Below are 24754 nucleotides of genomic sequence, written 5' to 3' on the forward strand. Positions count from 1 at the left end.
ACGCAGATTAGACAGATGCCCGCAACTACACCGATAAAAAATCACGCCACACCCGGCAAAGCCATGCTTGCCTCAGTCACCGGCTACGCGATGGACGGCTTCGACTTGCTGATCCTCGGCTTTATGCTGCCCGCTATCAGTATCGAAATGGGGCTGAGTTCTTCCGCCGCCGGTTCACTGGTCACCTGGACGCTGATCGGCGCCGTACTGGGAGGCGTGATTTTCGGCCACCTCAGCGATCGCTTTGGACGCATTCGGGTATTGACCCTCACTATCCTGATGTTTTCGTTATTTACGGGTCTGTGCGCCCTGGCGCAGGGATACTGGGATTTACTCGCCTACCGCACACTGGCGGGGATCGGACTAGGCGGTGAGTTTGGTATCGGCATGGCGCTGATCGCCGAAGCCTGGCCAGCGGAAAAACGTAATCGCGCCTCCGCTTATGTGGGCATGGGATGGCAACTTGGGGTGCTGGCAGCCGCGTTTCTCACGCCGTTACTGCTGACCCATATTGGCTGGCGCGGTATGTTCCTGGTTGGGTTGCTCCCGGCGTTGGTTTCATTCCTGATCCGCCGCACCTTGGGTGAGCCGGAGGAATTCGTCCACCAGCAACGTACCGGTGAGACATTGTCCTTCACTCAACGTATTAGGCTGCTGTTCAAGGACCGAGCCACCAGCAAAGCCAGCATCGGTATTTTTATTCTGTGCTCGGTGCAGAATTTCGGTTATTACGGACTGATGATTTGGATGCCAACATATCTGGCAAAAAACTTCGGTTTTTCGCTGACCAAGTCTGGTTTGTGGACCGCGGTCACGGTGATTGGCATGACATTCGGCATTTGGCTATTTGGCGTCTTGGCCGATCGCTTCACCCGCTGGAAGATTTTCGTCAGCTATCAGATTGGTGCCGTAGTGATGGTGATTGTCTACGCGCAGCTTAGCGACCCAACGCTAATGTTGTTTGCCGGGGCGCTGATGGGATTGTTCGTTAATGGCATGATTGGTGGCTACGGCGCGTTGATCTCGGATACCTACCCCGTTCAAGCGCGCGCTACCGCGCAGAACATCCTGTTTAATCTGGGGCGCGGCATTGGCGGTTTAGGGCCATTGGTCATCGGCGCCTTGGTGACCCAGGTATCCTTCACTGCGGCAATCAGCCTGCTGGCAGCGATTTACCTGCTGGATATTTACGCCACATTATTCCTGCTACCGAAAAAACAGGGTCATGGCGATACGCTGGGGGCAATTGGTTAACAGCTGAGATGAATGTGAACAGGGACAAGCATCTTTGATGCTTAAAGCATAACCAATATAAAAGTTGAGGGCACTGCGCTAACAGTGCCCTCGGTTCGTTTTATAGCAGTCCTGCTACACAGTGTGCTCCCTGCTCAATCCTTGAAAACTTTTCCTGCGGCCATCCTGACCAAACCGTCCTGGCGCTATCCTCTAACATCGTCCTGATGCGGTTCCTCAGCCTTCATGGCCCGCCAACCATCCTGTGCCGGCTCTCAATCTCCGTCCTGGAGGTGTCCCTGGTTTCAATCCTGAAACATCCTGGGCATCTCCTGACGCCATCCTTCGCTCTTCACTGAGCGCATCCCTTTCTTCGTCCTGAAGCTGCATCATCCTGATGCTTTCCAGCTCCACAGCGTCCCTTCCGGTAAACATAAGATCGCTTAATTATCTCTGGTTCACAAGGGCTTACTGGTTGGTTGACAGGAAATTAATACTAAGAGTTATCCTAAAGAAATTCTAACCAATTGATCTGGATAACAATAAAATCTGTCTAAGCCAGTGGCAGAGAAAAATTAAAAGCGATCTCTCACAGCCCGTGTGAGAGATCTCTCACACGGATTACGGTGAAATTAGCGTCAAACGCCCAGTCGAGGGCGCAATGCGTCGAGGAAATTCCCCAACGAAGCCGCCAACAACGTACGTTTATCACTCCCAAACTGTTCCAGCACCACGTTACCACTCACGTTGCACAACGAGACCATGGTCATTTCTGATTCTGTGGTGGCCAGGAATAACGTTGGCGACAGTTTTAGGCGTTTTTGCGTCACCAGATGGCCGATCAGGTTTTCTTGCAGGCGAATAAAGTCATCCTCGCTCCACACCTGCAGCAGTGTCACATCATGCTCACCGAACTGCGCGGTCATATCCCCCGCATACTGTTGAGTATAAAACAGGTTGATGTCGGGTTGCAGACGCAGATCAAGCGCAGTCGCTACCTTTTCCAGCGTCGCTGCTGGGGTAAACGGCTGCGGCAACCATAGCGCCTCGTTATCCCGATTTTCTACGAGGCAAGGCGACGGCACGCCGTATAGATCTTGACTTGCTGGCGCATGACCGCGTTCTTGCTGCCAAAGATCAACATAGCGCTGGGTGAATTCACGCAGGGCGTGCGGTACATCATGGTCCATATTTTTTCTCGCATACGGTAAACTGGCATCCATTGTACCTATCTATGACCAAGGTGACAGCAGATGTCCTCATATCAAGACCATCATGCCCTTTCGGCATTGACGCTAGGCAAAGCTACCGCGTATTGCGATCGCTATGACGCCACGCTGCTGCAGGCGGTGCCACGCAGCATGAACCGCGAGCCACTGGGTTTGTATCCCGACAACCTGCCGTTTCACGGTGCCGATATTTGGACGCTGTACGAACTCTCTTGGCTGAACGACAACGGCCTGCCGCAGGTCGCAGTCGGTGAGATTAGCCTCAACGCCGACAGTACCAACCTGATTGAATCCAAAAGCTTCAAACTGTATCTCAACAGTTTTAACCAGACGCCATTTAGCGACTGGGAGACCGTACGCACTACCTTACAACGCGATCTTTCTCTTTGCGCGCAAGGTGAAGTCAGCGTCTCATTGTTCCGCGTCGATCAATTGGAAGGGAGCCAGATCGCCCGGTTAGACGGCGAATGTATCGATCACCAGGACATTCGCATCGATGATTACGCGTTCAACGCGGATTACCTGAAAAATGCCGCCGGCACGCAACAGGTCGAAGAGCAACTTGTCAGCCACCTGCTGAAATCCAATTGCCTGATCACCAACCAACCCGATTGGGGTTCAGTACAAATTCATTATCGAGGGGCACAAATCGACCGTGAGGCGCTACTACGTTATCTGGTGTCTTTCCGTCACCACAATGAATTCCACGAACAGTGTGTAGAGCGTATTTTTAACGATTTGATGCGCTACTGCCAGCCGCAGAGCCTGACCGTTTACGCACGCTATACCCGTCGTGGCGGGTTGGACATCAATCCATGGCGCAGTAACACTGACTTTGTCCCTTCACATGGCCGCCTGGCACGCCAATAGTGCGGAACAGTGCGGAACATTGCTCAACAACTGAGCTAACGAGCGGTTTGTATTGGTAAAAAATAAGGGACGGCGGTAAGGTTAAATCAGGAGCACCGGGCATTCCGGTCGGGTCTTGCCGCAGTGCGCTAACAATAACGAAATGCTGTTCTGCTGCGTATGGATTACTACTGCCCCATTCCGGGAGCAAAGGAGTTACCTTGATTACACACATCAGCCCACTTGGCTCTATGGATTTGCTGTCGCAGCTGGAAGTGGACATGCTAAAGCGCACCGCCAGCAGCGATCTTTACCGCCTATTCCGCAACTGTTCGCTGGCCGTCTTGAATTCCGGCAGCCAGACCGACAACAGCAAACAGCTGCTGTCGCGTTACGAAAGCTTTGATATTAACGTGCTGCGCCGTGAGCGCGGCGTCAAACTTGAGCTGGTGAATCCACCGGAAGAAGCCTTTGTTGATGGCAGAATTATCCGGTCACTGCAAGCCAACCTGTTTGCGGTACTGCGTGACATCTTGTTCGTTCACGGACAAATAGATAGCGCTGGCCGTTTCCAGCATCTGAACCTGGAAAATTCGGCCCATATTACCAACCTGGTGTTCTCTATCTTGCGCAACGCCCGTGCGCTGCATCTCGATGAAGATCCTAATATGGTGGTGTGCTGGGGTGGCCATTCGATCAACGAAAACGAATACCTGTACGCACGTAAAGTGGGTAGCCAACTCGGCCTTCGCGAGCTGAACATCTGCACGGGTTGCGGACCGGGCGCCATGGAAGCACCGATGAAAGGCGCCGCGGTAGGCCATGCACAACAACGCTACTATAACAGCCGCTTTATCGGCATGACCGAACCCTCAATCATCGCCGCCGAACCGCCTAATCCGCTGGTTAATGAACTGGTGATCATGCCAGACATTGAAAAACGTCTGGAAGCCTTTGTGCGTATCGCTCACGGTATTATCATCTTCCCGGGCGGCGTCGGCACGGCGGAAGAACTGCTGTATCTTCTGGGGATCTTGATGAACCCGGAGAACAGCGAGCAGGTATTGCCACTGATCCTCACCGGGCCGAAAGAAAGCGCCGACTATTTCCGTGTGCTGGACGAGTTCATCAAGAACACCTTAGGCGAAGAAGCTCGCCGCCATTACACCATCATCATCGACGATCCGGCCGAGGTCGCACGTCAGATGAAGAAAGCCATGCCATTGGTGAAAGAGAACCGCCGTAATACCGGCGATGCCTACAGCTTTAACTGGTCAATCCGTATCGCACCCGATCTGCAATTGCCGTTTGAGCCGAGCCACGAAAATATGGCCAATCTCAACCTGTACCCGGATCAGCCTGCCGAACAATTGGCAGCTGCGCTACGTCGCGCATTTTCCGGTATTGTAGCCGGTAACGTGAAGGAAAATGGCATTCATGCTATTGAGCAGTTTGGCCCATACAAGCTACACGGCGAACCGCAGATGATGAAGCAAATGGACAGCCTGCTGCAGGGCTTTGTCGCCCAGCATCGCATGAAGCTTCCCGGCACCGCTTATGTTCCCTGCTACGAAATCGTCGCCTAGTTCAACCAGGCCTCATTTTTAATCGCAAACACTGCCGATACACGAAATCATTTAAGCTGCGTCGAGGCGGCAACAGAGTGAATCCCCGGGAGCATAGATAACTGTGTGACCGGGGTGAGTGAAGGCAGCCAACAAAGAACCAGCGTGAAGGATAACGTGTATATACACCTACTGATTGTCGACGCCCTAAACCTCATCCGCCGCATTCACGCCGTGCAGGGTTCCCCCTGCGTGACTGCCTGCCAACATGCGTTGCAACAGTTGATCCAGCACAGCCGCCCAACCCACGCGGTCGCGGTGTTCGACGAAGACGATCGTAGCGAAAGCTGGCGTCACCAAATCCTGCCCGACTATAAGGCAGGCCGTTCGCCGATGCCGGCGGATTTACAGCAGGAAATGCCGCAGCTTCGTCAGGCGTTCGCCGCCCTTGGCGTCGCCTGTTGGCACTCGCCCGGCAATGAAGCCGACGACCTGGCAGCAACGCTGACGGCCAAGATCGCTGGCGGCGGTCATCAGGTAACTATTGTGTCCACCGACAAAGGTTATTGCCAACTGTTGGCACCAAGTGTGCAAATCCGTGACTACTTCCAAAAACGCTGGTTGGATATGCCATTTGTGCAACAGGAGTTTGGGGTATCGCCACAGCAGCTGTCAGATTACTGGGGATTGGCGGGGATCAGCAGCAGCAAGATCCCTGGCGTAGCCGGCATCGGACCGAAAACGGCGGTATTGCTGTTACAGCAGGCAGGTTCGCTTGATGGGTTATATCAGAGTCTGGAACAGGTGCCGGAGAAATGGCGCGGTAAACTGCAGCAGCACCGCGAAATGGCTTATATCAGTAAAAAGGTGGCGACGCTACGAACCGATCTGGTGTTAACCGGCAACCTGCAGCAACTGCGGTTACCGGTTTAACGATACCCGTCATACTTCAAGCTGCAGGGGTATTAGCTCCTGCAACTCGAATGATTTAGGGTATAAGATTAGTGCCGGCAGCGTTCTTATTCACGCTCGTCGCGACGGCCAGCCACGGCTGACCACATGCGGCGAACGTGCACCGTAACCTCTTCACGATCGTGGTACAGCTGCTTGGCATGGATTTCTGAGCTGATACCCGCCGAGTCCAAGGCTTCTTTGATGGACAACAGGTTTTGCGACACCTCTTCGTAGCGTTTTTTCATCGGCAGTTTAAGGTTGAAGATTGCCTCACGGCACCACCCTTTCACCAGCCACTGAATCATCAAGCTCGTCACCTTCGCCGGCTTCTCCACCATGTCGCACACCAGCCAGTAAATCTTGCTGCTGGAAGGCTCATACCGGAAGCCATCGGCGCGGTGGTGCGTTACCTGACCGGTATCCATCAGGCTCGGCGCCATTGGGCCATTATCTACCGCATGTACCATCATGCTACGCTGCACCAATTGATAGGTCCAACCGCCCGGACAGGCGCCCAGATCGACCGCATGCATGCCGCTGGCCAAACGTTCATCCCACTCATCGGCAGGGATAAATACGTGGAATGCCTCTTCCAGCTTCAGCGTAGAACGGCTTGGCGCATCGGATGGGAACTTAAGACGTGGGATCCCCATGTAGAACGGTGAATTATTATTGCTGAAGGAATAGCCGACATAGCAGCAACCCGGCGCAATAAAGAACACGTGGACCACGGGGCGGGTTGCGTTTTCACGCGCCATCAACACCTTCTGTTCACGCATTGCAGAACGCAACGGTACCGTCAACTTGCGGCAAAACTTCAACAGTTCTTTGCTTTCGTTGGTGTCAGGGACTTCAACACGTAGCTCACCACCACGGTCAACCACACCGATCAGCATGCCAACAATCGGTGATACGCGATCTTCCGGCGGTAAATCACGCAGCAACTCGCCAACCACCAGCATCTGGCGGGCAAAGATCAGTTCGCGGAACGGAATTTCCCGTGCCAGGCGATCGGCGTCATCCGGTTGATAACATTCAAACAGCACGTAGCCGCTATTATCTTTTACTCTGGCAAAGCCAAACACTTCCAGTTCAGCTGCCTTGGCGGTAATTTCCGCCGCGCACTCTTTTTCAAAGCCTTGACGGCAATACAACGCAAGTCTATTCATGGCGCTCGGCCTTTTTCCTCAGACGCAAAGCGCCAATCAACATCAATGCCCAGCCGATCAGGAAACACATGCCGCCAACCGGCGTGATATAAACCCAGACCTTCAGGTGTGACAGCGCCAGACAGTACAGGCTGCCGCTGAACAGTACAGTGCCGAGCGCCAAGAGCGCCCCGCTCCAATAAAACCACAGGCTAACGCGGCGTTGCATCGCCACGGCCAACGCCAGGATCGCCAGAGTGTGGAACCCTTGGTAGTCCAGACCGGTACGGATCCAAACCATCTCGTTAGCGCCTAACGTGCCACTTAATACGTGTGCGCCAAACGCGCCCAGAGCAACAAATACAAAGCCACTGATAGCGGCAAAAATCAGCATTGAACGACTGCTCATCGTTATTTACCTTTATTTAAAGAAAGCGGGCAGCAATAAAATGGCGGCCTGCCTTATTGTTCGTAGCGAAAGCGGAACTTTTCTTGTTCGCTGGCTGCGCGTGCCAGGATCCACTGACGAAAGGCGGCTATTTTACCCAGTTCTGCCTGGCTGTCATGACATACCAGATAAAAAGCATTTTTACTGACTAAAACATCGTTAAACGGGCAAACCAACCTTCCGGCTTCAATCTCGGTCTGCGCCATCACGTTATTTACCAGCGCAATCCCCTGCCCATGTACTGCCGCCTGAACCACCATGGCGCTGTGGCTGAAAATCGGGCCTTGTTGCACATTAATGTGTTGTAACCCCAGTTGGCGCGTATATGCCAACCAATCGCGGCGGGAAGTATCATGCAGTAGCGTGTGATAAGCCAGATCGCTCGTCACTTTTAATGCATGTTCCCCAGTCAGTAAGCTCGGTGAACATACCGGCAGCAGGTATTCCGCGTATAAACGTTCGGCACGTAACCCCGTCCAGTTACCACGACCATAGAAAATCGCTACGTCGACATCATCCGCCAACTTGTCTTCTTCGCGGTCCACCGCCTGGATTCGCACATCGATTCCCGGATAAGCTGAGTTAAAGCCAGACAGTCGTGGCACCAACCACTGAATAGCAAAACTCGGGGGCAAACTGACGGTTAATGCGCCCTTGGCGCTACGCGCCTGCAACTTACGCGTCGCCTCATTGATTGAGGAGAAGATTTCCTTGATATCCAGGTAATAACTTTGCCCTTCTTCCGTCAGCAATAGAGAGCGATTACGACGCCGAAACAGCTTCAGGCCAAGGAAGTCCTCCAGCGACTTGATCTGGTGGCTCACCGCAGCCTGGGTGACAAACAACTCTTCAGCCGCTTTGGTAAAACTCAGGTGACGGGCAGCCGCGTCAAAGACCCGCAGCGCATTAAGAGGTGGTAAGCGTTTAGACATTTATTAGCTACTTTTGTGTAACAATATTCCGAATGATTCGGCATAAAAAATCAAGCGGCGTTGTCTGCCGTGCAATAGGCACAGGACAGCAAAGCGCTACCATTAGTTTTTTTAATCCGAGCCATTATAAATTGTCCGTTGAGCATGCGCCAGCAAATACCTATAGTGGCGGCACTTCCCGGGCCGGAACGAAAAGGAATTGGGTGTCGAGGACATCGATGAACTTTTGGCTTGTGGTTGTGATGTTGTGTTTGCAAATTGTCTGGCAATCCAGACGTGGTAGCTAAGCTACTGTTTTTTCACTTCCTGTACATTTACCCTGTCTGTCCATAGTGATTTTATGCAGCACCGCAATCTTTGCGGTGCTTTTTTTTACCCGCTTTTGACCGACGTTACTGGTCGCTTTCAACCATTTCCTTCACGTCTGAACGGTTGATCTGCTGCTCAACGCCATTGGCGTCTTTATAGCGGATCATGCCTGTATCATTATCCAACGCGGGCTTTCCTTTAGCGACAATGGTACGTCCATCATTGGTCTGCATCACGTAGTTGCTGGAACAGGCTGCCAGGGTAAACGTTAGCATCAGGGCAGAGATAACTGCGGCTGTTTTCTTCATTGTGGACTCCTTTGTAGTTTTAAATGCTGTAAAAAACCTTTTATATTATTTAACGTCATGACTTAGTGCGCACCTAACAGCATAACAAACTTACCCATAATTTCCAGCCGATGAATCCTAATATGCGGGATAGCTTGTCTCTGGCGATAAAATAAGACAGGATCAACCATTGACTCAAGCCAGTGACAATCAGGGTATGACACCTTTTAACCCCATCGCTTTTCGTAATCAGTTTCCTGCTTTGCAACAAGCGGGGATTTATCTTGATAGCGCCGCCACCGCGTTGAAACCCTTGGCGGTCATCAACGCTACGCAGCAGTTCTACCGTGACGACGCTGCCACCGTGCACCGCAGCCAACATCGCGCGGCGCAAGATCTGACCCTGCGTTTCGAACAGGCTCGTCAGCAAGTCGCTAAGCTTGTGAATGCTCCGTCAGCCGATGACATTATTTGGACCCGGGGTACGACTGAAGCCATCAATTTGGTGGCGCAAAGTTATGCGCGCCCGCGCTTGCAGCCGGGTGACGAAATCCTGGTAAGCGAGGCCGAACACCACGCCAACCTGATTCCCTGGCTCATGGTGGCTGAACAAACCGGCGCACGCGTGGTGAAATTGCCGCTTGGCGCAGACTCGTTACCCGATCTTGCACAATTACCGAGCCTGCTCAGCGATAAAACCCGCCTGCTGGCTCTGGGACAGATGTCCAACGTCACTGGCGGTTGCCCGGATTTGGCACACGCCATAGATTTGGCCCACAGCGTCGGCGCACGCGTGATGATCGACGGTGCACAAGGTATCGTGCACTGCCCGGCCGACGTTCAGCAACTTAACATAGATTTTTACGCCTTCTCTGGGCATAAGCTCTATGGCCCGACCGGCATTGGCGCACTGTACGGTAAAAGTGAATTATTGGCGCAGATGGCCCCCTGGCAAGGGGGCGGCAAGATGTTAACGCTGGCGTCATTCGACGGTTTCACGCCGCAAAAACCCCCACACTGTTTTGAAGCCGGTACGCCAAATATCGCGGGTGTGTTAGGGCTGGCCGCAGCGCTGGAATGGCTGGGCAATCAGGATATGGCGGCAGCTGAGCACTACAGCCGCGAACTGGCCGATCTGGCAGAGAAACAGTTGGCGCAACTGCCGGGGTTCCGCAGCTTCCGTTGTTCTGGCTCCAGCCTGTTGGCGTTTGATATTGCCGGTATCCATCACAGCGATATCGTCACCTTACTGGCAGAACAAGGCATCGCGGTGCGTGCAGGTCAGCACTGCGCTCAGCCGCTCATGGCGGCATTGGGGGTCAGCGGGACGCTACGTGCCTCTTTTGCGCCTTACAACACCCAGGAAGACGTCGATGCCCTGGTGGCCGCACTGCAGAGCGCCATCGACCTGCTGGCCGACTAAATGACTCCCGGAGAGACTATGCTTGCCCCCCATCCCTTTGGTCATGAAATAACCGCCGAGGCATTAACCGAGAAGTTTACCGCGCTGAAACAGTGGGAAGATCGCTATCGCCAACTGATCATGCTGGCGAAGCAATTACCGCCGCTGCCAGAAGCATTACGTGCAGCGGAAATGGAATTGAGTGGCTGTGAGAACCGGGTCTGGCTGGGGCATCAGCTATTGGCGGACGGCACCATGCACTTTTATGGTGACAGCGAAGGCCGCATCGTACGCGGCCTGCTGGCGGTGCTGTTGACGGCGGTCGAAGGAAAAACGCCACAGCAAATCGTGGCAATGGATCCCTTGGCGCTGTTTGAGCAGCTTGCACTGCGTTCCCAGCTCAGCGCCACCCGCGCCAGCGGGTTGGAGGCTCTGGCTGGCGCCGTGAAGACGATGGCCGCTCGCTACGCCTGACGCGCGGCTTTTGCTACCATCTTCTTCAGGGCATGGGAAACAGCGACAAAGCCAAAGGTGGCGGTCACCATCGTTGCCGCACCAAACCCTGCACTGCAATCCATTCTTTTTGGCCCTTCCGCGGTACTCCGCGACGCGCAAACGCTGCCATCCGGCTGCGGGTAAACCAGTGGCTCACTCGAAAACACGCAGTCAATACCCAGCTTACCCTTGCTGTTCTTCACCACGTTGAAGTCATTTTTCAGCCGTTCACGCAATTTGGCGGCTAACGGATCCTGAATGGTTTTCGCCAAGTCGACTACCGCAATCTGGGTAGGATCTATCTGGCCACCAGCACCACCGGTAGTGACCACGGGGATCTTGTAACGGCGACAATAGGCCAGCAGTGCCGCCTTCGGCCGCACGCTGTCAATCGCATCGATGACATAGCTAAAATTGTTATTCAGCAACTCTGCGACATTGTCGGCAGTAATAAAGTCGTCAATGCACGTCACCCGACACTCTGGGTTGATCGCCAAAATACGTTCCGCCATCACTTCCGTTTTTGACTGACCGACATGCTGGCGTAGCGCATGAATCTGGCGGTTAGTGTTGGTGACGCAGACATCATCCATATCAATCAGTGTAATGGCACCGATTCCGGTGCGCGCCAGTGCTTCTGCCGCCCAAGAGCCCACGCCGCCGATGCCAATCACGCAAATGTGTGCCTGGGCAAACAGTGCCAATGCCTGCTGACCGTACAAACGTGCCGTGCCGCCAAAACGCTGCAGGTAGGCTTCAGAATAGGCTGTGCTCATAACGCTTCAATACCTTAACATTGCAAATGATAAGGGCCGGAATGTCCGGCCCTTGCGGGTCAATCTATTTCTGTATCACCCAGAGCCGTTAGCGGGTGACTAACAGCGAGCCACCGGACGTGGAACCGCTCTGGCTGGTAAACAACGGCGCGTTAACATTGGCGCCTTTCAACACCCAAACGCGGCCATAGTGGTTGTAAAAACCTGCCGAGTGACCGGCATCTGGCCCGATGCCCTGGTACATGTCAAAGTGCTGGCCTTTAATCGCCCCACCCACATCCAGAGCCACCATCAGGCGCATCTCATATTTTCCCGTGAATTTACCCTTGTTGTCCAGCAGCGGCACTTCTGCCAGCAGCGTGGTGCCCGCAGGGATCAACGAACGGTCGGACGCCACCGAGGCTTTGGCAATCAGTGGCACAGCACTGGCGCCCCTAACCGGCGCAAAGGCCTCCGGACGGAAGAAGACAAAGGAAGGGTTTTGCTCCAGCAACTCACGCACTTCTGCTGCGCTGTGGGTATCCGCCCACTGACGAATCGCCTGCATCGACATATCCGCCTTCGCCACTTCGCCGCGGTCAATCAGCACTTTACCAATGCTGCGGTAAGCATGGCCGTTCTTGCCACCATAGCCGAAGAACACCAACGGCTGACCATTGCCATAATCCACATAGCCACTGCCCTGGACTTCCATCATAAAGTTGTCCATCAGTGAGTTGGTGTACGCCACAATATAGCGGTCATCCAGCGCACCTGAATAAATGCCTGCGCGATCGGGCAAGCGGCCTTTTCCTTTTGGCGGCATGCGGTACAGCGGGTAGCGGAACTCGCCCTGTTGGGTATAGCGCGCCTGCAATACCGGGGTGTAGTAACCGGTAAACTGCACATTACCGTAGTTGTCCACGCCCTCCATTTGGTAGGCGCTGAGGCCGTATTGGTTCAGGCTGCGCGTGTCAGCGCCAGAGGCCATCCAACGTTGTACGGCCTGAAACGTCGTGTTGTTGCGATTGAAAAGTGAAGGAGAGGCGTTTTTAATCTCCATCAGTTGATCTGCGTAATCCCTGGCATTCACCGGTACGCCCTTGGCGTTAGGTTGGTTCACCAGCTCCAGAGACTGATCCAGACGGCCATCTTTATATTGCTGTCCCCGGTCAGTCGGCTTAGACGAACAGCCTGCCAGTACCGCTACCACTAACCCGCCCAGCAGGTATTTGCCCCAACGTCCTTTCATCACGCACACTCTCAACTGATATGATCTACCGGCGAACGATAACAAACGCCCATAGATAAAGGAATCGCTGCAAATAAAAAAAGCCACACGGCGGATAACGATGAAAAAGACCGCAAATTGCGGACTAATCCACCAGAAAGGCCGTTTTAGTTCAATTAAATGCAAAAAGGGTTGCAACAAAATGCACGGAGAGTATAGTGCGCTTCCATCGGACGCGGGGTGGAGCAGCCTGGTAGCTCGTCGGGCTCATAACCCGAAGGTCGTCGGTTCAAATCCGGCCTCCGCAACCAACCGATACTGCAAGAGCAGTATCAATTAAGTGTTGGATTCGATGAAAAAGTATTATACGGACGCGGGGTGGAGCAGCCTGGTAGCTCGTCGGGCTCATAACCCGAAGGTCGTCGGTTCAAATCCGGCCCCCGCAACCAACAGATACTGTACCAGCGGTATCTTATGAAATGTTGGTTTCGATAATACAAGCATTAAGACGGACGCGGGGTGGAGCAGCCTGGTAGCTCGTCGGGCTCATAACCCGAAGGTCGTCGGTTCAAATCCGGCCTCCGCAACCAATCTTAATGACTACAGATAAGCACCTTAACGGGTGTTTTTTTGTATCTAAAATCCGCTAAAAACCGACCGGGCATCAGCCCAGCCGTTTCTGCTTTTAGGTTATCCTCTGCGCGCTACCGCCCCACCGTTGGCAAAATAGGCCTTGATGCCCGCAAGAATAGATTCCGCCACCTGCTGCTGGAAATGGGTGGTACGCAGCTTACGCTCTTCTTCTATGTTACTGATAAACGCGGTCTCAACCAGGATCGATGGGATATCCGGTGCCTTTAATACGGCAAAACCGGCCTGATCGACACGATTCTTATGCAAACGGTTAATTTTCCCCATCCGGTTCAGCACTTCCTTGCCGAATTTCAAACTGTCATTGATGGTCGCGGTTTGGATTAGATCAAACATGGTGTGATCCAGGTAGCGGTCACCACTTTTACTTACCCCACCGATTTGGTCCGATTCATTCTGGGTTTGTGCCAGGAACTTCGCCGCCGAGCTGGTTGCCCCCTTGGTCGACAGAGCAAAGACCGACGAGCCGCGTGCGGCGCGGCTGGTAAAAGCATCTGCGTGGATTGACACAAACAGGTCAGCACGCTGCTTACGCGCCTTAGCCACCCTCACCTTCAGCGGAATAAAGACATCTTCATTGCGCGTCATAAAGACTTTCATATTCGGCTCGCGTTTGATTAACGTGCTCAGTCGCCGCGCAATCTGCAACACGATGTCTTTTTCACGCGTCTTGAATTTGCCAATGGCACCGGGATCTTCCCCCCCGTGTCCAGGATCCAGCATAATGACAATAGGCCGGTCACGCCCTGCCTTACCGGCCTGTGGTGCCTCCGCCGGCAAAGTACGCTCAAGATCGCCCTTGTTGTAATCTTCCAGTAACGCCAGCAGTGGATCATAGTCTTCACCGCTACCGCCCTTACTCGGATACAAATCCATTACCAGACGATTGCGATATTCCGGTACCGGTGCCAGCGTAAACATATGAGGGCTAACGCTCTGTTTTAGCTCCAGCACCAAGCGGACGGTATTTTGATCGAACTGCCCAACACGCGCCTGCTTCAGGTAGGGATCGTCGTCACGCACTTGACCGACAATACCCTTCAACACGCTGTTGAGTTGCACGCCTTCAATATCCACCACCACGCGATCGGGATTGGTCAGCGCAAACTGTTTGTATTTCAATTCAACGTTAGATTCGAGCGTCACCCGGGTATAGGTGGAGGAAGGCCAGACGCGTACGGCAATGACGTGCGATGAAGCAGCGATACCTACGCGACTCACACTCAGCAACCAGCTTGCGGCAACCCCCTGTAATAAACGACGGCGGCCCAGATTGTGATTTGAGTTTGGCATGCGACTCCAGCAGTGATAACAGATTAAAACAGATGAAAAAAACACCAGTAAAACGGGAATGCCGAAAACTTTAACCAATCATTCCGGCGCTGTCATCAGAAAATCTTTTTATGGTTTTTCAATTTATTAACGATTCAGCGCCCTTAGCAAAGAAAGAGAGACAATTTCGTACTTGCCATCAGGACCAGAAAAGAATAAAAATACAAAAATATCGTATAAATATGCAAATGAGGTTTGGCCGTGAAGGAACGTAGTACAGAGCTGGTCCAAGGATTCCGTCACTCAGTTCCCTATATCAACGCCCACCGCGGCAAGACGTTTGTCGTCATGCTTGGCGGGGAAGCCATAGAACATGAGAACTTTTCCAATATCGTCAACGATATCGGGCTGCTGCATAGCCTTGGTATTCGTTTGGTGGTGGTTTATGGTGCACGACCGCAGATCGATGCCAACCTCGCGCAGCATAATCTAGAACCGATTTATCACAAGCATACCCGCGTCACCGACGCTCACACGCTTGAATTGGTGAAACAGGCTGCAGGCCTGTTGCAGCTGGACATCACCGCCCGGTTGTCGATGAGCCTTAACAACACGCCGCTCCAGGGTGCGCATATTAACGTGGTTAGCGGTAATTTTATCATTGCCCAACCACTGGGGATTGATGACGGCGTAGACTACTGCCACAGCGGTCGTATCCGCCGTATTGATGAAGAGGCCATTCACCGTCAGCTCGACAGCAACGCTATCGTGCTGATTGGCCCGGTCGCCGTTTCCGTCACCGGCGAAAGCTTTAATCTGACGTCAGAAGAAGTGGCAACCCAGTTAGCCATCAAACTGAAGGCCGAGAAAATGATCGGCTTCTGCTCTTCTCAAGGGGTCACCGATCAACAAGGCAATATCTTGTCCGAACTGTTCCCCAATGATGCGCAGAAACGCATCGAAGAACTTGAAGAGACTGGTGACTACCATTCCGGCACCGTGCGCTTCCTGCGTGGCGCAGTAAAAGCCTGCCGCAGCGGCGTGCGTCGCAGCCACCTGATCAGTTATCAGGAAGACGGTGCACTGGTGCAAGAGCTGTTCTCGCGCGACGGTATCGGTACCCAGATCGTCATGGAGAGTGCTGAACAGGTACGCCGGGCGACAATTAACGATATCGGCGGCATCCTCGAGCTCATCCGCCCGCTTGAACAGCAAGGTATTTTGGTTCGTCGCTCACGTGAGCAATTAGAGATGGAGATCGACAAGTTCACTATTATCGAACGCGATAACCTGACCATCGCCTGCGCTGCGCTATACCCATTCCCAGAAGAGAAGATTGGTGAAATGGCCTGCGTTGCGGTTCACCCCGATTATCGCAGCTCATCGCGCGGTGAAATGTTACTACAGCGAGTGGAAAGCCAGGCACGACAGATGGGCTTACATAAACTGTTTGTGCTAACCACGCGCAGCATTCACTGGTTCCAGGAGAGAGGCTTCACGCCGGCAGACGTCGACGTGCTGCCCGTCGAGAAACAGGCACTATACAACTACCAGCGCCGCTCCAAGATCCTACTGGCGGATCTGTAATCCTTTGTGGGCGCAGCATGCTGCGCCCCATTTACACCCTGATCTGCAACCGTTCAGCCAACCCACTGCGGCGCTGTGTTGGCGTGCGGATCGCCCGTGTCAGAACCGCATCGGTGGCATATAACGAAAGTTGCCTGCGTGCGCGGGTTATCGCGGTATAGACCAATTCACGCGTCAATACCGGCATAAAGTGATTAGGCAGCACCAGCACTGTGTGGTCAAATTCCGAGCCCTGGGACTTATGTACCGTCATCGCATAGGCGGTTTCATGTGCCGGTAAACGGCTCGGTTGTACCGACTTAATGCTGCCATCTGGCAGTTGGAAGTGAACGCGAAGTTCGCCGTTAACATCCCGTAAGGCAATACCAATATCACCGTTAAACAGCCCTAACGCACTGTCATTGCGGCCAATCATCACCGGACGCCCCGGATACCAGCGCCCCGCAGCACCGGGTTTACGGCGAATCAGACCGGCGCGTTGCAATCCTGTCTCAATACGTTCGTTCAATCCGGTAATACCAAATGGCCCTTCTCGCAGCGCGCACAACACCTGAAAACGGCCAAAAGCTGCAAGCACTGCCACGGCATCTGCGCCTTCGGTGACCTGCCGCAGGTAATCACGGTAACCTGCTACGCAGGCATCCAGTAACAGCGGGTAGTCTTGTGTTTCCGCCAACGGATACCCGATAACGTCGCTGAAACTGCCGCCGAGCGTAGCCAACGCACGTTTACCGTCACCCGAGTTCACCGCAAACGCCAATTGGCCAATACCCGAGTTGGCATCAAAGCGGTAGCTTTTGCGCAGCAGGCACAAGCTGTCGCGCACTGCCGCCTCAGCTTGAGCACTTTGCCCCTGTAATAAACAGCCGGTCAGGCGCGAAAGTTGTTCGGCTCGCGGAACGCTGTAACCTTGTTCGGCAAAACGACAAATATCCCCCAGAACCGCCCCGGCCTCTACCGAGGCGAGCTGGTCACGGTCACCCAAAAAAATCACCTGTGCCTGGGCAGGTAAAGCGGCTATCAAACGTGCCATCATGGGCAAATCGACCATTGAGGCCTCATCGACGACCAGCACATCCAAATGCAGGGGGTTACCACGATGATAACGCATGCGCTGACTGTTGGGCTGAGCGCCTAACAGGCGATGAAGCGTAGAGGCTTCTGTGGGGAACAGGGCACGCTGCTCTGGGGTTAGCATTAATTGCCTGCTGGCACTGCCGAGCGACTCAGTAAGACGAGCCGCCGCTTTACCGGTGGGCGCCGCCAGCTGGATACGCAAACGACGCCCCTCGGCGAGTTGCACCAGTGCCGCCAGTAGTTTGGCGACCGTGGTGGTCTTACCGGTGCCCGGCCCGCCGGATATGACCGCGATGCGCCGTGTTGCCGCCACGGCAGCAGCAATTTTCTGCCAGTCCGGTTCATCTGTCGCCTCGCCGAACAGGCGGTCAAGAATGGTGCGCAGCTCTGCTTCTTCAACGGGCTGATGGAGGCTATCGCTGCTGATAAACGCAGCAACCTCACCTTCGTTCTGCCACATCCGCTGAAGGTACAAGCGCTGCTGCTGCAACACCATCGGCATTGCAGTAGTGCCATCACCCACGGCGCCACAGGCAGAGAGGCGCCGTTGCCAACCGACAATATCCAACTGACCTGCCGCCAGCCACACGGCCTGTGCCAATTCAGGCTGCCGCCCGTCAAAAAGATTTTCCGGCAGCAGTTGCTCCAGCATCAGACAAACATGCCCAGACCCGGCCTCTGCACTGAGGCAGGCGGCAGCCAGCAGAATATCCGGCTCATCGTCCCCTGCCACCACTCGGGCAAACTGCAGGTCAAGCGGGCGCAACACGCCAAGCGCCTGCGCCTGCTCCAATAACGTGATCATGATGCATCCTCCGCCGCAATGGTTTCGCCGCGGAATAACAGGTCCATACCTTCCACCAATTTCGCCTCCGGGCGGCAGGCGAAAATCCCATTGCCTGGATGCTGCGCATCTACACCGCGAAGGAATAAATAAATCACCCCGCCGAAATGACGCTGATAGTCATAATCCGGCAATCGATGGCGCAGATAGCGATGCAGCGCCAGCGTGTATAGCTGGTACTGCAAGTCGTAACGATGTTCCGCCATCGCCTGCGCCATTGCTGGCTGGGTATAGGCACTGCTGTCTTCACCCAGCCAGTTGGATTTATAGTCCAGCAGGTAATATCTCCCCTGCCAGCAGAATACCAGGTCGATAAACCCTTTCAGCATCCCCTGCACCTGTTGAAAGTCCAACTCAGGACAGCGGGCAGAAAGCGGGTCATAACTTTTCACCAGCTTATCCAACTCACGCGCCTGCAACAGCTGCTCGATCGGCAGATAAAACTGCAGTTCTGCCTGTTTATACTGAGGTGCCAGCGCCGACAGTGCGACACCGGCATCATTAAGTGGGGTGTTCAACAACACTTGCATCCACGCCAGCAGTATCGGCTGCCAATGTTCGGCAAAGCCCTGCTGTTGCAGTTGTTCAAGCAACCACTGTTCATCAAGCGGTTGGGTGAAATCGAGGGTTTCGAACAGGCTGTGCAGGAAAGTCCCGGGGGTAGCACCACGTGGGAAGGTGTGCGGTGTGAGCGCTGGCTCACCGCTTTGCGCTTGCTCTCCTGCGGCATCGACATCCAACCGTGGCAATAAATCCTGCATCAGGCCCGCGCCATGTTGCTGTAAACCGGTATAACTGGTTACCCGCCAGAAATCCTGTACCTGACGTGAGAAATCCTTAGCCGCCAGTTCGCTCAAGGCCACCGTTTGCGGCTGCCAGGGCTGTTCATCCAAGGTACCGACCAACGACAACGCGACACCGTCCCCGGCAAGCCGTTGCAAACATTGCTGTAAATAGTCCGCATCACCGGCCTGACCGGCTTGTACCAGATAACCCAGCGCACTGCGGTGTAAATCGGTATCGCCCTGTTTCTTACGCGTGCCCTGAATCAAAGGCGCAATGCCGATGCTGCAGTGGTACACCGAACGGGTCAGCGCTACGTATAGCAAGCGTAAATCTTCCGCCAGCCGCTCTTCCTCTGCCCATTCGATACTCTCTTCATTGGCATCAAGGTCAAGCAAAGCCTGGAAGCTTTGGCGATCGTGGTACAACACCTGCTGCTGCTGGCGAAAATTACCGACAAACGGCAACCACACCAGATCAAACTCCAGCCCTTTGGATTTATGGATGGTGATCACCTGCACCAGATGCCGGTCGCTTTCCAACCGCAACTGCTGGTTGTCAGATTGGCGATTGGGTTGAGCAATCTGCTGCGCCAACCAACGCACCAGCGCATGTTCGCTGTCGAGCTGTGCGGAGGCCTCTTGCAACAGTTCGCCCAAATGCATAACGTCGGTCAAACGGCGCTCACCACCGAGACTGGCCAGCAAGTTCTCTGCCAAATGACGCCGTTTCATCACCTCACGCAGCATCGGCAACACGCCCCGGCGTAGCCAGAGCGAGCGGTATTCGTCAAACTCATCAACCAATTTATCCCAGGCGCGTTCGTCGTGGTTCAAACCGTCCAGCGCCGGAGCATCCAGCCCCATCAGCCCAGTCGCCATGGCGCTGCGCAGCGTGCGCTCCTGTTCAGGAGCCAACACCGCTTGCAATAGCCACAGCAAGTCTTTGGCCTCTGGTGTATCAAACACGCTGTCGCGGTTGGACAGATACACCGAGGGAATCGCCAGTGCGCTGAGCGCATCGCGAACTAACGCCGCCTCATTGCGGCTACGCACCAGCACGGTAATATCCGATGCCTGCACCGTACGCCGTTTATCGCCCTTCACCAACCAGGCCTGTTCGTTTTGCCCGGCACTGAGCCAGTCACGGATTTGCGTCGCGCACAGGCGCGCCATTAGTTGTTGGTACTCACTAACGCCAACACCTTCCCCCTGTTGCAGCCAGAACTGCATCGCCGGCTGAACCTGGTTTTGTAGCTCAAATGCCAACCCCCGATTTTTCTCAGCGGCGGCAACCTCGATAAAGGGAATTTGGCCAAACAGGAAAGGTTTTTCCACCTGAGTAAACAGATGGTTAACGCTGTTCACCATCGCCGGTGACGAACGCCAGTTGGTTTCAAGGGTGTAGTGGGCACTTACCTCTGAACGAGCACGCATATAGGTAAAAATGTCGGCACCGCGGAAGGCATAAATCGCCTGCTTCGGGTCACCGATCAGCAACAGGCCGCATTCCGGCCTGCCAACATAGAGTTTTTGGAAGATGCGGTATTGCTGTGGGTCGGTATCCTGGAACTCATCGATCATCGCTACCGGGTAACGCTGGCGGATTGCTTGCGCTAGCCGATCGCCGCCTTCGCTGCACAATGCGCTATCCAGGCGGCTTAGCAAGTCGTCGAACCCCAGCTCGGCACGCTGGCGTTTTTCTTGCTGGATAGACTGACGTATCTCACTGAGCGCCCGCGCCATGATCAAATCACGCAGCGTCAGGGGTTCATCGAACAGTTCGTCGATCGCCACGAACAAGGCATGGCGCGGCGGCTCGCCTTTTTTGGTTTTCTCCAGCAGTACCGACTGACGGAATTTATCCAGCTCTTTCGGCAGTTGATAGTCCTGGGTTTCCAGCACGACCCATTCACCGACTTTGTGCAACCAGTTGGGCAGATGCTTGCTGCTATAACTGCGCTTATCAACACCGGACTGGCTGATCAACGCCTCAAGATCGCCCGCTGCCGCCAGCCACTGCGCTTTGATGGCATCAATGCGTGCCACAATCTGCTCATGGCGCATCAGCACCGTTTCTTCATCCTTCGGCGGTCGGCGCAGCATTGGCGCTTCACCGTGCAGATAGCCGGAAAGATCGGCCAGCAAGGCTTCCGGCCCACTCCACTCCTGGCTCACCGCACGCGCGACGCCCAGCGGTAACGGATAACAGTGGCGACGCCAAAAGTCCGCACAGGCCTGGCGGCGCAGCGGCAGCTCATCCTGCACCAGAGTTTGCTCAAACAGAATGCCGGACTCGAAAGCATTGTGGGCCAGCATACGCTGACAAAAACCGTGGATGGTGTAGATCGCTGCTTCGTCCATCTGACGTTCGGCAGCCAGCAATTGCGCGGCGGCATCCGGAAGATTTTCAATTTCTTCCATCAATGAGACAAACAATGGGTTGTCACATTTAGCGCCTTTACCGCGCACACAGGCTATGCGCAGCCCATGGATGTTATTGCGAATACGTCCGCGTAATTCTTCGGTAGCCGCCTCGGTAAAGGTCACCACCAGGATTTCTTCAACCGTCAATGGGCGCGGATAGGCCGCTGCCTGGCCCAGGCCAAGCAGCAGGCGCAGATACAGCGCACCAATGGTAAAGGTCTTGCCGGTCCCCGCCGACGCTTCTATCAGTCGCTCGCCAAACAGCGGCAACGTGAGTGGGTCAAGCCGCTGCGGGGCCGTCTCAGTCATGGTGTCGCCACCTTACGCGGTAAGGTTTTCTGCAATGCAGACGCATTGGGATAAGTTACCCAATCCGGCTGGACCGCGTAATCCGCTTTTTCTTGACCGCTGCCGCTGACCTGCGACAGCACAGCCAAGCCTTGCGGCTGGATCACCGCCTGATGGAAGTAGTCTGCCAGTTTAGTCGGCGTCAATTGTTTGATCTGCTCAATCAGCTTATGGCGGGTATCAAACGCAAAGTTGCCGCGGTCAAAATCATTGGCAAAACGGCCAGCCTCTTCGCTCAGCGTTTGCGGGCGCTGTTTAAGCTCGTTGATCATCGCCTGCTTGTACTGTTCGAAGTCGGCTTCTTTCATCTCACGCAGGCGTTTCTCAGTTTTCGGATAGAAATCCTGATAGCGCTGGTAAAGGTATGCTGGCTGCTTGCTATTGCTTTGCAGCAGGAAACCGATCCCCCATTGCCGGCCCACTGACGTTGGGAAGGCAAAGACGGCATAACCCAGTTGTTCCTGAGTGCGCAGTTGGCTGTAGAACCAGGGCTGTATAATTTGGCCTAACAGTGAACTGTATGCCATACCTGTCACTTCATCGTAGCCGGTCGGTACATACACCGCTGCCAGCGCTGAGTCAGTGCTGCTGCCCGCACGTTGCAGATTGGCCAACTGTTTTTTTGCCACTTCAACGTCTTCGCCATGCCACCATTCAACGCCGGTACACCCCAAGCGATGCTTCAGCGTTGAGGCCAGGGTATCCACCTGTTGCTTACTCATATTCCCCACCACCAGCAGTTCTGGCGTTGCATCCGCCAACAGGCTGTCGCGGTAAGCCAATACGTCCTTCAGCGTCAGGGTTTTCAGCACCTCACGGCGCTCGCTGCGTTCGGAGTAAGGAACACGAGAGACCATCTGCACCGGTTGAATGGCCAGTTCAAAGGCTTTGCCCTTCTCCGCCGAATCCAACTGCTCCAGATACCAGGATTTGGCTTGCGTCAGTTGGTCTTCCGTCGGCGTGAAGCTTGAATACCCTTCGATCAGCGAAGTCAGCAACTGTGGCAAGCGCTGGGTAAAACCGTTGGCGTTAAACATCAGCCCGTTGTTTGGCGAAGTCGAGAAACTCAGCCCGCCAACCGAAGCCTGATAACTCAGCTGATCCAGCGAAATCCCCGCCAGATAGTCGGTCAAAGAGAACAGCACCTGATTGCGTGCTGAATCCATGGTTTTCGCATTGCGGAACGCCACCGTGACGTCGGCCTTTGGCTCGTCGGCAAAGTAGCGGCTTGGCATATACAACACCCGCAGCCCCGGTTGGTTGACCACCATCTCCGGTTTTTTAAACTCGTGCGAAGGCTTGTTCAGGCTGAAATCATCCGGAATATACGGGTTCAAAGCAGGTAACGACAGGCTGATCCCTTTACCCAATTGCTGCCACTGCTCAAAACGCTGCGGGGTAATTTTATCCACCTGATAAGGCGCATTGACGAAGTAAGCCATTTTGTTATGTGGCTCATTCGGGCTGACAAACCAGATACGCGCATTTTGCGGCGTCATGGCGTCCAGGCGCTCGGCAATTGCCTTGGCGTCATAGCGGTCGGCCAGGTAAGGGGCATCGAGCGTATGCTCTACCGGTACCCGCACCATGGTATCCACCAGCCATTCGATGTAATCCATATCACGGGTGATCGACGGATAGCGGAAATCCAGATTCAGTACGTGGGAGATCTCATCAAAATAGCTTTGCTTGATGCCTTCTGTACGCAGCATTTTCAAGTAGTTGAAAATCGCGGCAACGACTTCGTCACGCTTGGCCAAGCCTTTATCCGTCAGCGATACACTGATCGAGAATACGCCGCCATTGCGATCCACCATCGGATCAGCACCGGCATTAATGGCATCCGCCAACCCTTGCTTTTGCAGCCAGTCAGACAAGGTATTTTGACTACGGTTACCAATCAGGTAGCCGATATAGGTGTCGGTCTTACTGCGGAATTCAGCGCTGTTATTGTCAATGCGGAACTCTACTTTCAACTGCTTACGCGGTTGAGCCGGCACATAGTGAATAATGATGCCCTGCTGTTCAGGGGTCACTGCCGGGACATCTATCGGCGGCACAGTGGCGTTACGGTTAGGCACGCGGCCAAAGGTTTTGGCCGCCAGTTCAGCCAACTCAGGCAATGGTTGGTTGCTGTAAAGCACCCCCATCATCAAATTAGCGGAATAATAACGTTGGTAGAATGCCGTCAGCTCGTCGTGCAATTTGCTGCCTGGCTTATCTTTCAGGGTATCGAGGTTGCCACCGGAGAAACGCGCGCTCGGGTGAGCCGGGTTCAGCGTCTCTGCCCCGACCTGCGCCATCCGCATACCGTCGCGTGAACGTGCCATGGTCAACTCGGCATTGACTGCATTACGCTCACGGTCGGCATTACCCGGATCCAGCAGCGGTTCGGCGATGGCGTCCGCCATGCGGTCTACCGCCGGGGCCAAGGCGTCGTTTTCCACTTCCAGATAGAATGCGGTGCGATAAGACGCCGTGCTGGCGTTATGGCTACCGCCATGCTTCTTCAGGAACTCCGAGAGGTTTTCTGGCTGCGGGTAGCGCTTTGACCCCATGAGAACCATGTGTTCCAGGTAGTGCGCTAACCCAAGCTGGCTATTTGGATCCTCCAACGACCCCACCGGCAGCGCCAACGCCGCCAGCGATTTAGGTGCCTGAGGATCTGAAACCAGCAGCACGGTCATACCGTTCGCCAACTTGATCGCCTGATATTGACGGGGATCGTGATCGCTTTTGTTGATCTTCTCCGCCAGCGGTTGCCATCCCTGTGCAGCCCAACTCAACGGTGCCCAAAACATAACCAATAATACTAACCCGGTGATGCGGGCCAACTGTCTGCGTATATCCAAAATGAACCCCTATTCTGACGCCGTCACGGCAAATCCCTGACGTTGACGACGTACATCAAAACAACACACTCAAAGTC

General features: G+C 54.4%; 18 protein-coding genes and 3 tRNA genes. 10 read left to right on the plus strand and 11 right to left on the minus strand.

Annotated elements, in window-relative coordinates; genetic code table 11:
• The first annotated feature begins 15 nt into the window (after positions 1-15).
• Positions 16-1254 (plus strand): MFS transporter, encoded by a 1239-nt coding sequence (locus ACI2J2_RS22190; protein WP_404760864.1) that lies wholly within the window; start codon positions 16-18, stop codon positions 1252-1254.
• Positions 1255-1871: 617 nt separating this feature from the next.
• Here ACI2J2_RS22190 and syd read toward each other — a convergent pair.
• The gene (gene syd / locus ACI2J2_RS22195) at positions 1872-2423 is read right to left on the minus strand and encodes a SecY-interacting protein (RefSeq protein WP_404760865.1); all 552 of its coding nucleotides are present in this window, start codon (positions 2421-2423) and stop codon (positions 1872-1874) included.
• A gap of 63 nt (positions 2424-2486) precedes the next feature.
• On the opposite strand from syd, the gene queF reads away from it, so the two are divergent.
• From queF to xni, 3 genes are all read left to right on the plus strand, one after another.
• Positions 2487-3332 carry an NADPH-dependent 7-cyano-7-deazaguanine reductase QueF gene (gene queF / locus ACI2J2_RS22200; RefSeq protein WP_209639840.1) on the plus strand — a complete coding sequence of 282 codons (846 nt, stop codon included), beginning with the start codon at positions 2487-2489 and terminating at the stop codon, positions 3330-3332.
• Positions 3333-3532: 200 nt separating this feature from the next.
• Positions 3533-4897: a nucleotide 5'-monophosphate nucleosidase PpnN gene (gene ppnN / locus ACI2J2_RS22205; RefSeq protein WP_209639837.1), complete on the plus strand. Its 1365-nt coding sequence runs from the start codon at positions 3533-3535 to the stop codon at positions 4895-4897.
• 156 nt (positions 4898-5053) lie between these two features.
• On the plus strand, positions 5054-5809 hold the full coding sequence (gene xni, locus ACI2J2_RS22210; protein WP_209639956.1) for a flap endonuclease Xni: 756 nt from the start codon (positions 5054-5056) through the stop codon (positions 5807-5809).
• 86 nt (positions 5810-5895) lie between these two features.
• Here xni and rlmM read toward each other — a convergent pair whose 3' ends face one another.
• The 4 genes from rlmM to ACI2J2_RS22230 all read right to left on the minus strand — a co-directional run bounded on the left by rlmM (position 5896) and on the right by ACI2J2_RS22230 (position 8975).
• A complete protein-coding gene (gene rlmM / locus ACI2J2_RS22215; RefSeq protein WP_037418444.1) occupies positions 5896-6999 on the minus strand; it encodes a 23S rRNA (cytidine(2498)-2'-O)-methyltransferase RlmM in 1104 nt (367 codons plus the stop codon).
• Positions 6992-7387, minus strand: a complete 396-nt coding sequence (locus tag ACI2J2_RS22220; protein WP_209639834.1) for a DUF423 domain-containing protein — start codon at positions 7385-7387, stop codon at positions 6992-6994. The genes rlmM and ACI2J2_RS22220 overlap by 8 nt, the downstream gene beginning before the upstream one ends.
• Positions 7388-7440: 53 nt before the next feature.
• The gene (locus ACI2J2_RS22225) at positions 7441-8358 is read right to left on the minus strand and encodes a transcriptional regulator GcvA (RefSeq protein ID WP_020828381.1); all 918 of its coding nucleotides are present in this window, start codon (positions 8356-8358) and stop codon (positions 7441-7443) included.
• 392 nt (positions 8359-8750) lie between these two features.
• Positions 8751-8975, minus strand: coding sequence for a YgdI/YgdR family lipoprotein (locus ACI2J2_RS22230; protein WP_209639831.1), 225 nt, complete (start codon positions 8973-8975; stop codon positions 8751-8753).
• A 196-nt stretch (positions 8976-9171) separates the two neighbouring features.
• Here ACI2J2_RS22230 and csdA point away from each other — a divergent pair, with 196 nt between their 5' ends.
• Positions 9172-10377, plus strand: a complete 1206-nt coding sequence (gene csdA, locus ACI2J2_RS22235) for a cysteine desulfurase CsdA (RefSeq protein ID WP_404760915.1) — start codon at positions 9172-9174, stop codon at positions 10375-10377.
• A gap of 18 nt (positions 10378-10395) precedes the next feature.
• Positions 10396-10830 carry a cysteine desulfurase sulfur acceptor subunit CsdE gene (gene csdE, locus ACI2J2_RS22240; protein ID WP_404760866.1) on the plus strand — a complete coding sequence of 145 codons (435 nt, stop codon included), beginning with the start codon at positions 10396-10398 and terminating at the stop codon, positions 10828-10830.
• Here csdE and tcdA read toward each other — a convergent pair.
• Positions 10821-11627: a tRNA cyclic N6-threonylcarbamoyladenosine(37) synthase TcdA gene (tcdA, locus tag ACI2J2_RS22245; protein WP_012146512.1), complete on the minus strand. Its 807-nt coding sequence runs from the start codon at positions 11625-11627 to the stop codon at positions 10821-10823. The two genes, csdE and tcdA, sit on opposite strands and share 10 nt — an antisense overlap.
• A gap of 88 nt (positions 11628-11715) precedes the next feature.
• Positions 11716-12858, minus strand: coding sequence for a murein transglycosylase A (mltA, locus tag ACI2J2_RS22250; protein WP_404760916.1), 1143 nt, complete (start codon positions 12856-12858; stop codon positions 11716-11718).
• A gap of 213 nt (positions 12859-13071) precedes the next feature.
• On the opposite strand from mltA, the gene ACI2J2_RS22255 reads away from it, so the two are divergent.
• The 3 genes from ACI2J2_RS22255 to ACI2J2_RS22265 all read left to right on the plus strand — a co-directional run bounded on the left by ACI2J2_RS22255 (position 13072) and on the right by ACI2J2_RS22265 (position 13427).
• Positions 13072-13148: transfer RNA gene (locus tag ACI2J2_RS22255), tRNA-Met, on the plus strand.
• A 61-nt stretch (positions 13149-13209) separates the two neighbouring features.
• A tRNA-Met gene (locus ACI2J2_RS22260) sits at positions 13210-13286 on the plus strand.
• A gap of 64 nt (positions 13287-13350) precedes the next feature.
• Positions 13351-13427 (plus strand) — tRNA-Met (locus ACI2J2_RS22265).
• Between the two features lie 100 nt (positions 13428-13527).
• On the opposite strand, the gene amiC is transcribed toward ACI2J2_RS22265, so the two are convergent.
• Positions 13528-14781, minus strand: a complete 1254-nt coding sequence (gene amiC / locus ACI2J2_RS22270) for an N-acetylmuramoyl-L-alanine amidase AmiC (protein ID WP_209639822.1) — start codon at positions 14779-14781, stop codon at positions 13528-13530.
• A gap of 240 nt (positions 14782-15021) precedes the next feature.
• On the opposite strand from amiC, the gene argA reads away from it, so the two are divergent.
• A complete protein-coding gene (gene argA, locus ACI2J2_RS22275; RefSeq protein WP_209639819.1) occupies positions 15022-16347 on the plus strand; it encodes an amino-acid N-acetyltransferase in 1326 nt (441 codons plus the stop codon).
• 31 nt (positions 16348-16378) lie between these two features.
• On the opposite strand, the gene recD is transcribed toward argA, so the two are convergent.
• Genes recD through ptrA form a run of 3 tightly spaced genes read right to left on the minus strand, consistent with a single transcriptional unit; the run spans position 16379 to position 24671 of the window.
• Positions 16379-18229 (minus strand): exodeoxyribonuclease V subunit alpha, encoded by a 1851-nt coding sequence (gene recD, locus ACI2J2_RS22280; protein WP_404760867.1) that lies wholly within the window; start codon positions 18227-18229, stop codon positions 16379-16381.
• A complete protein-coding gene (gene recB, locus ACI2J2_RS22285; protein WP_404760868.1) occupies positions 18226-21786 on the minus strand; it encodes an exodeoxyribonuclease V subunit beta in 3561 nt (1186 codons plus the stop codon). The genes recD and recB overlap by 4 nt, the downstream gene beginning before the upstream one ends.
• Positions 21783-24671: a pitrilysin gene (ptrA, locus tag ACI2J2_RS22290; RefSeq protein ID WP_404760917.1), complete on the minus strand. Its 2889-nt coding sequence runs from the start codon at positions 24669-24671 to the stop codon at positions 21783-21785. The genes recB and ptrA overlap by 4 nt, the downstream gene beginning before the upstream one ends.
• Positions 24672-24754: the final 83 nt, after the last annotated feature.

The sequence above is a fragment of the Serratia sp. NPDC087055 genome (genome assembly GCF_044900985.1).
In the GTDB taxonomy this organism is placed as follows: Bacteria; Pseudomonadota; Gammaproteobacteria; order Enterobacterales; family Enterobacteriaceae; genus Serratia.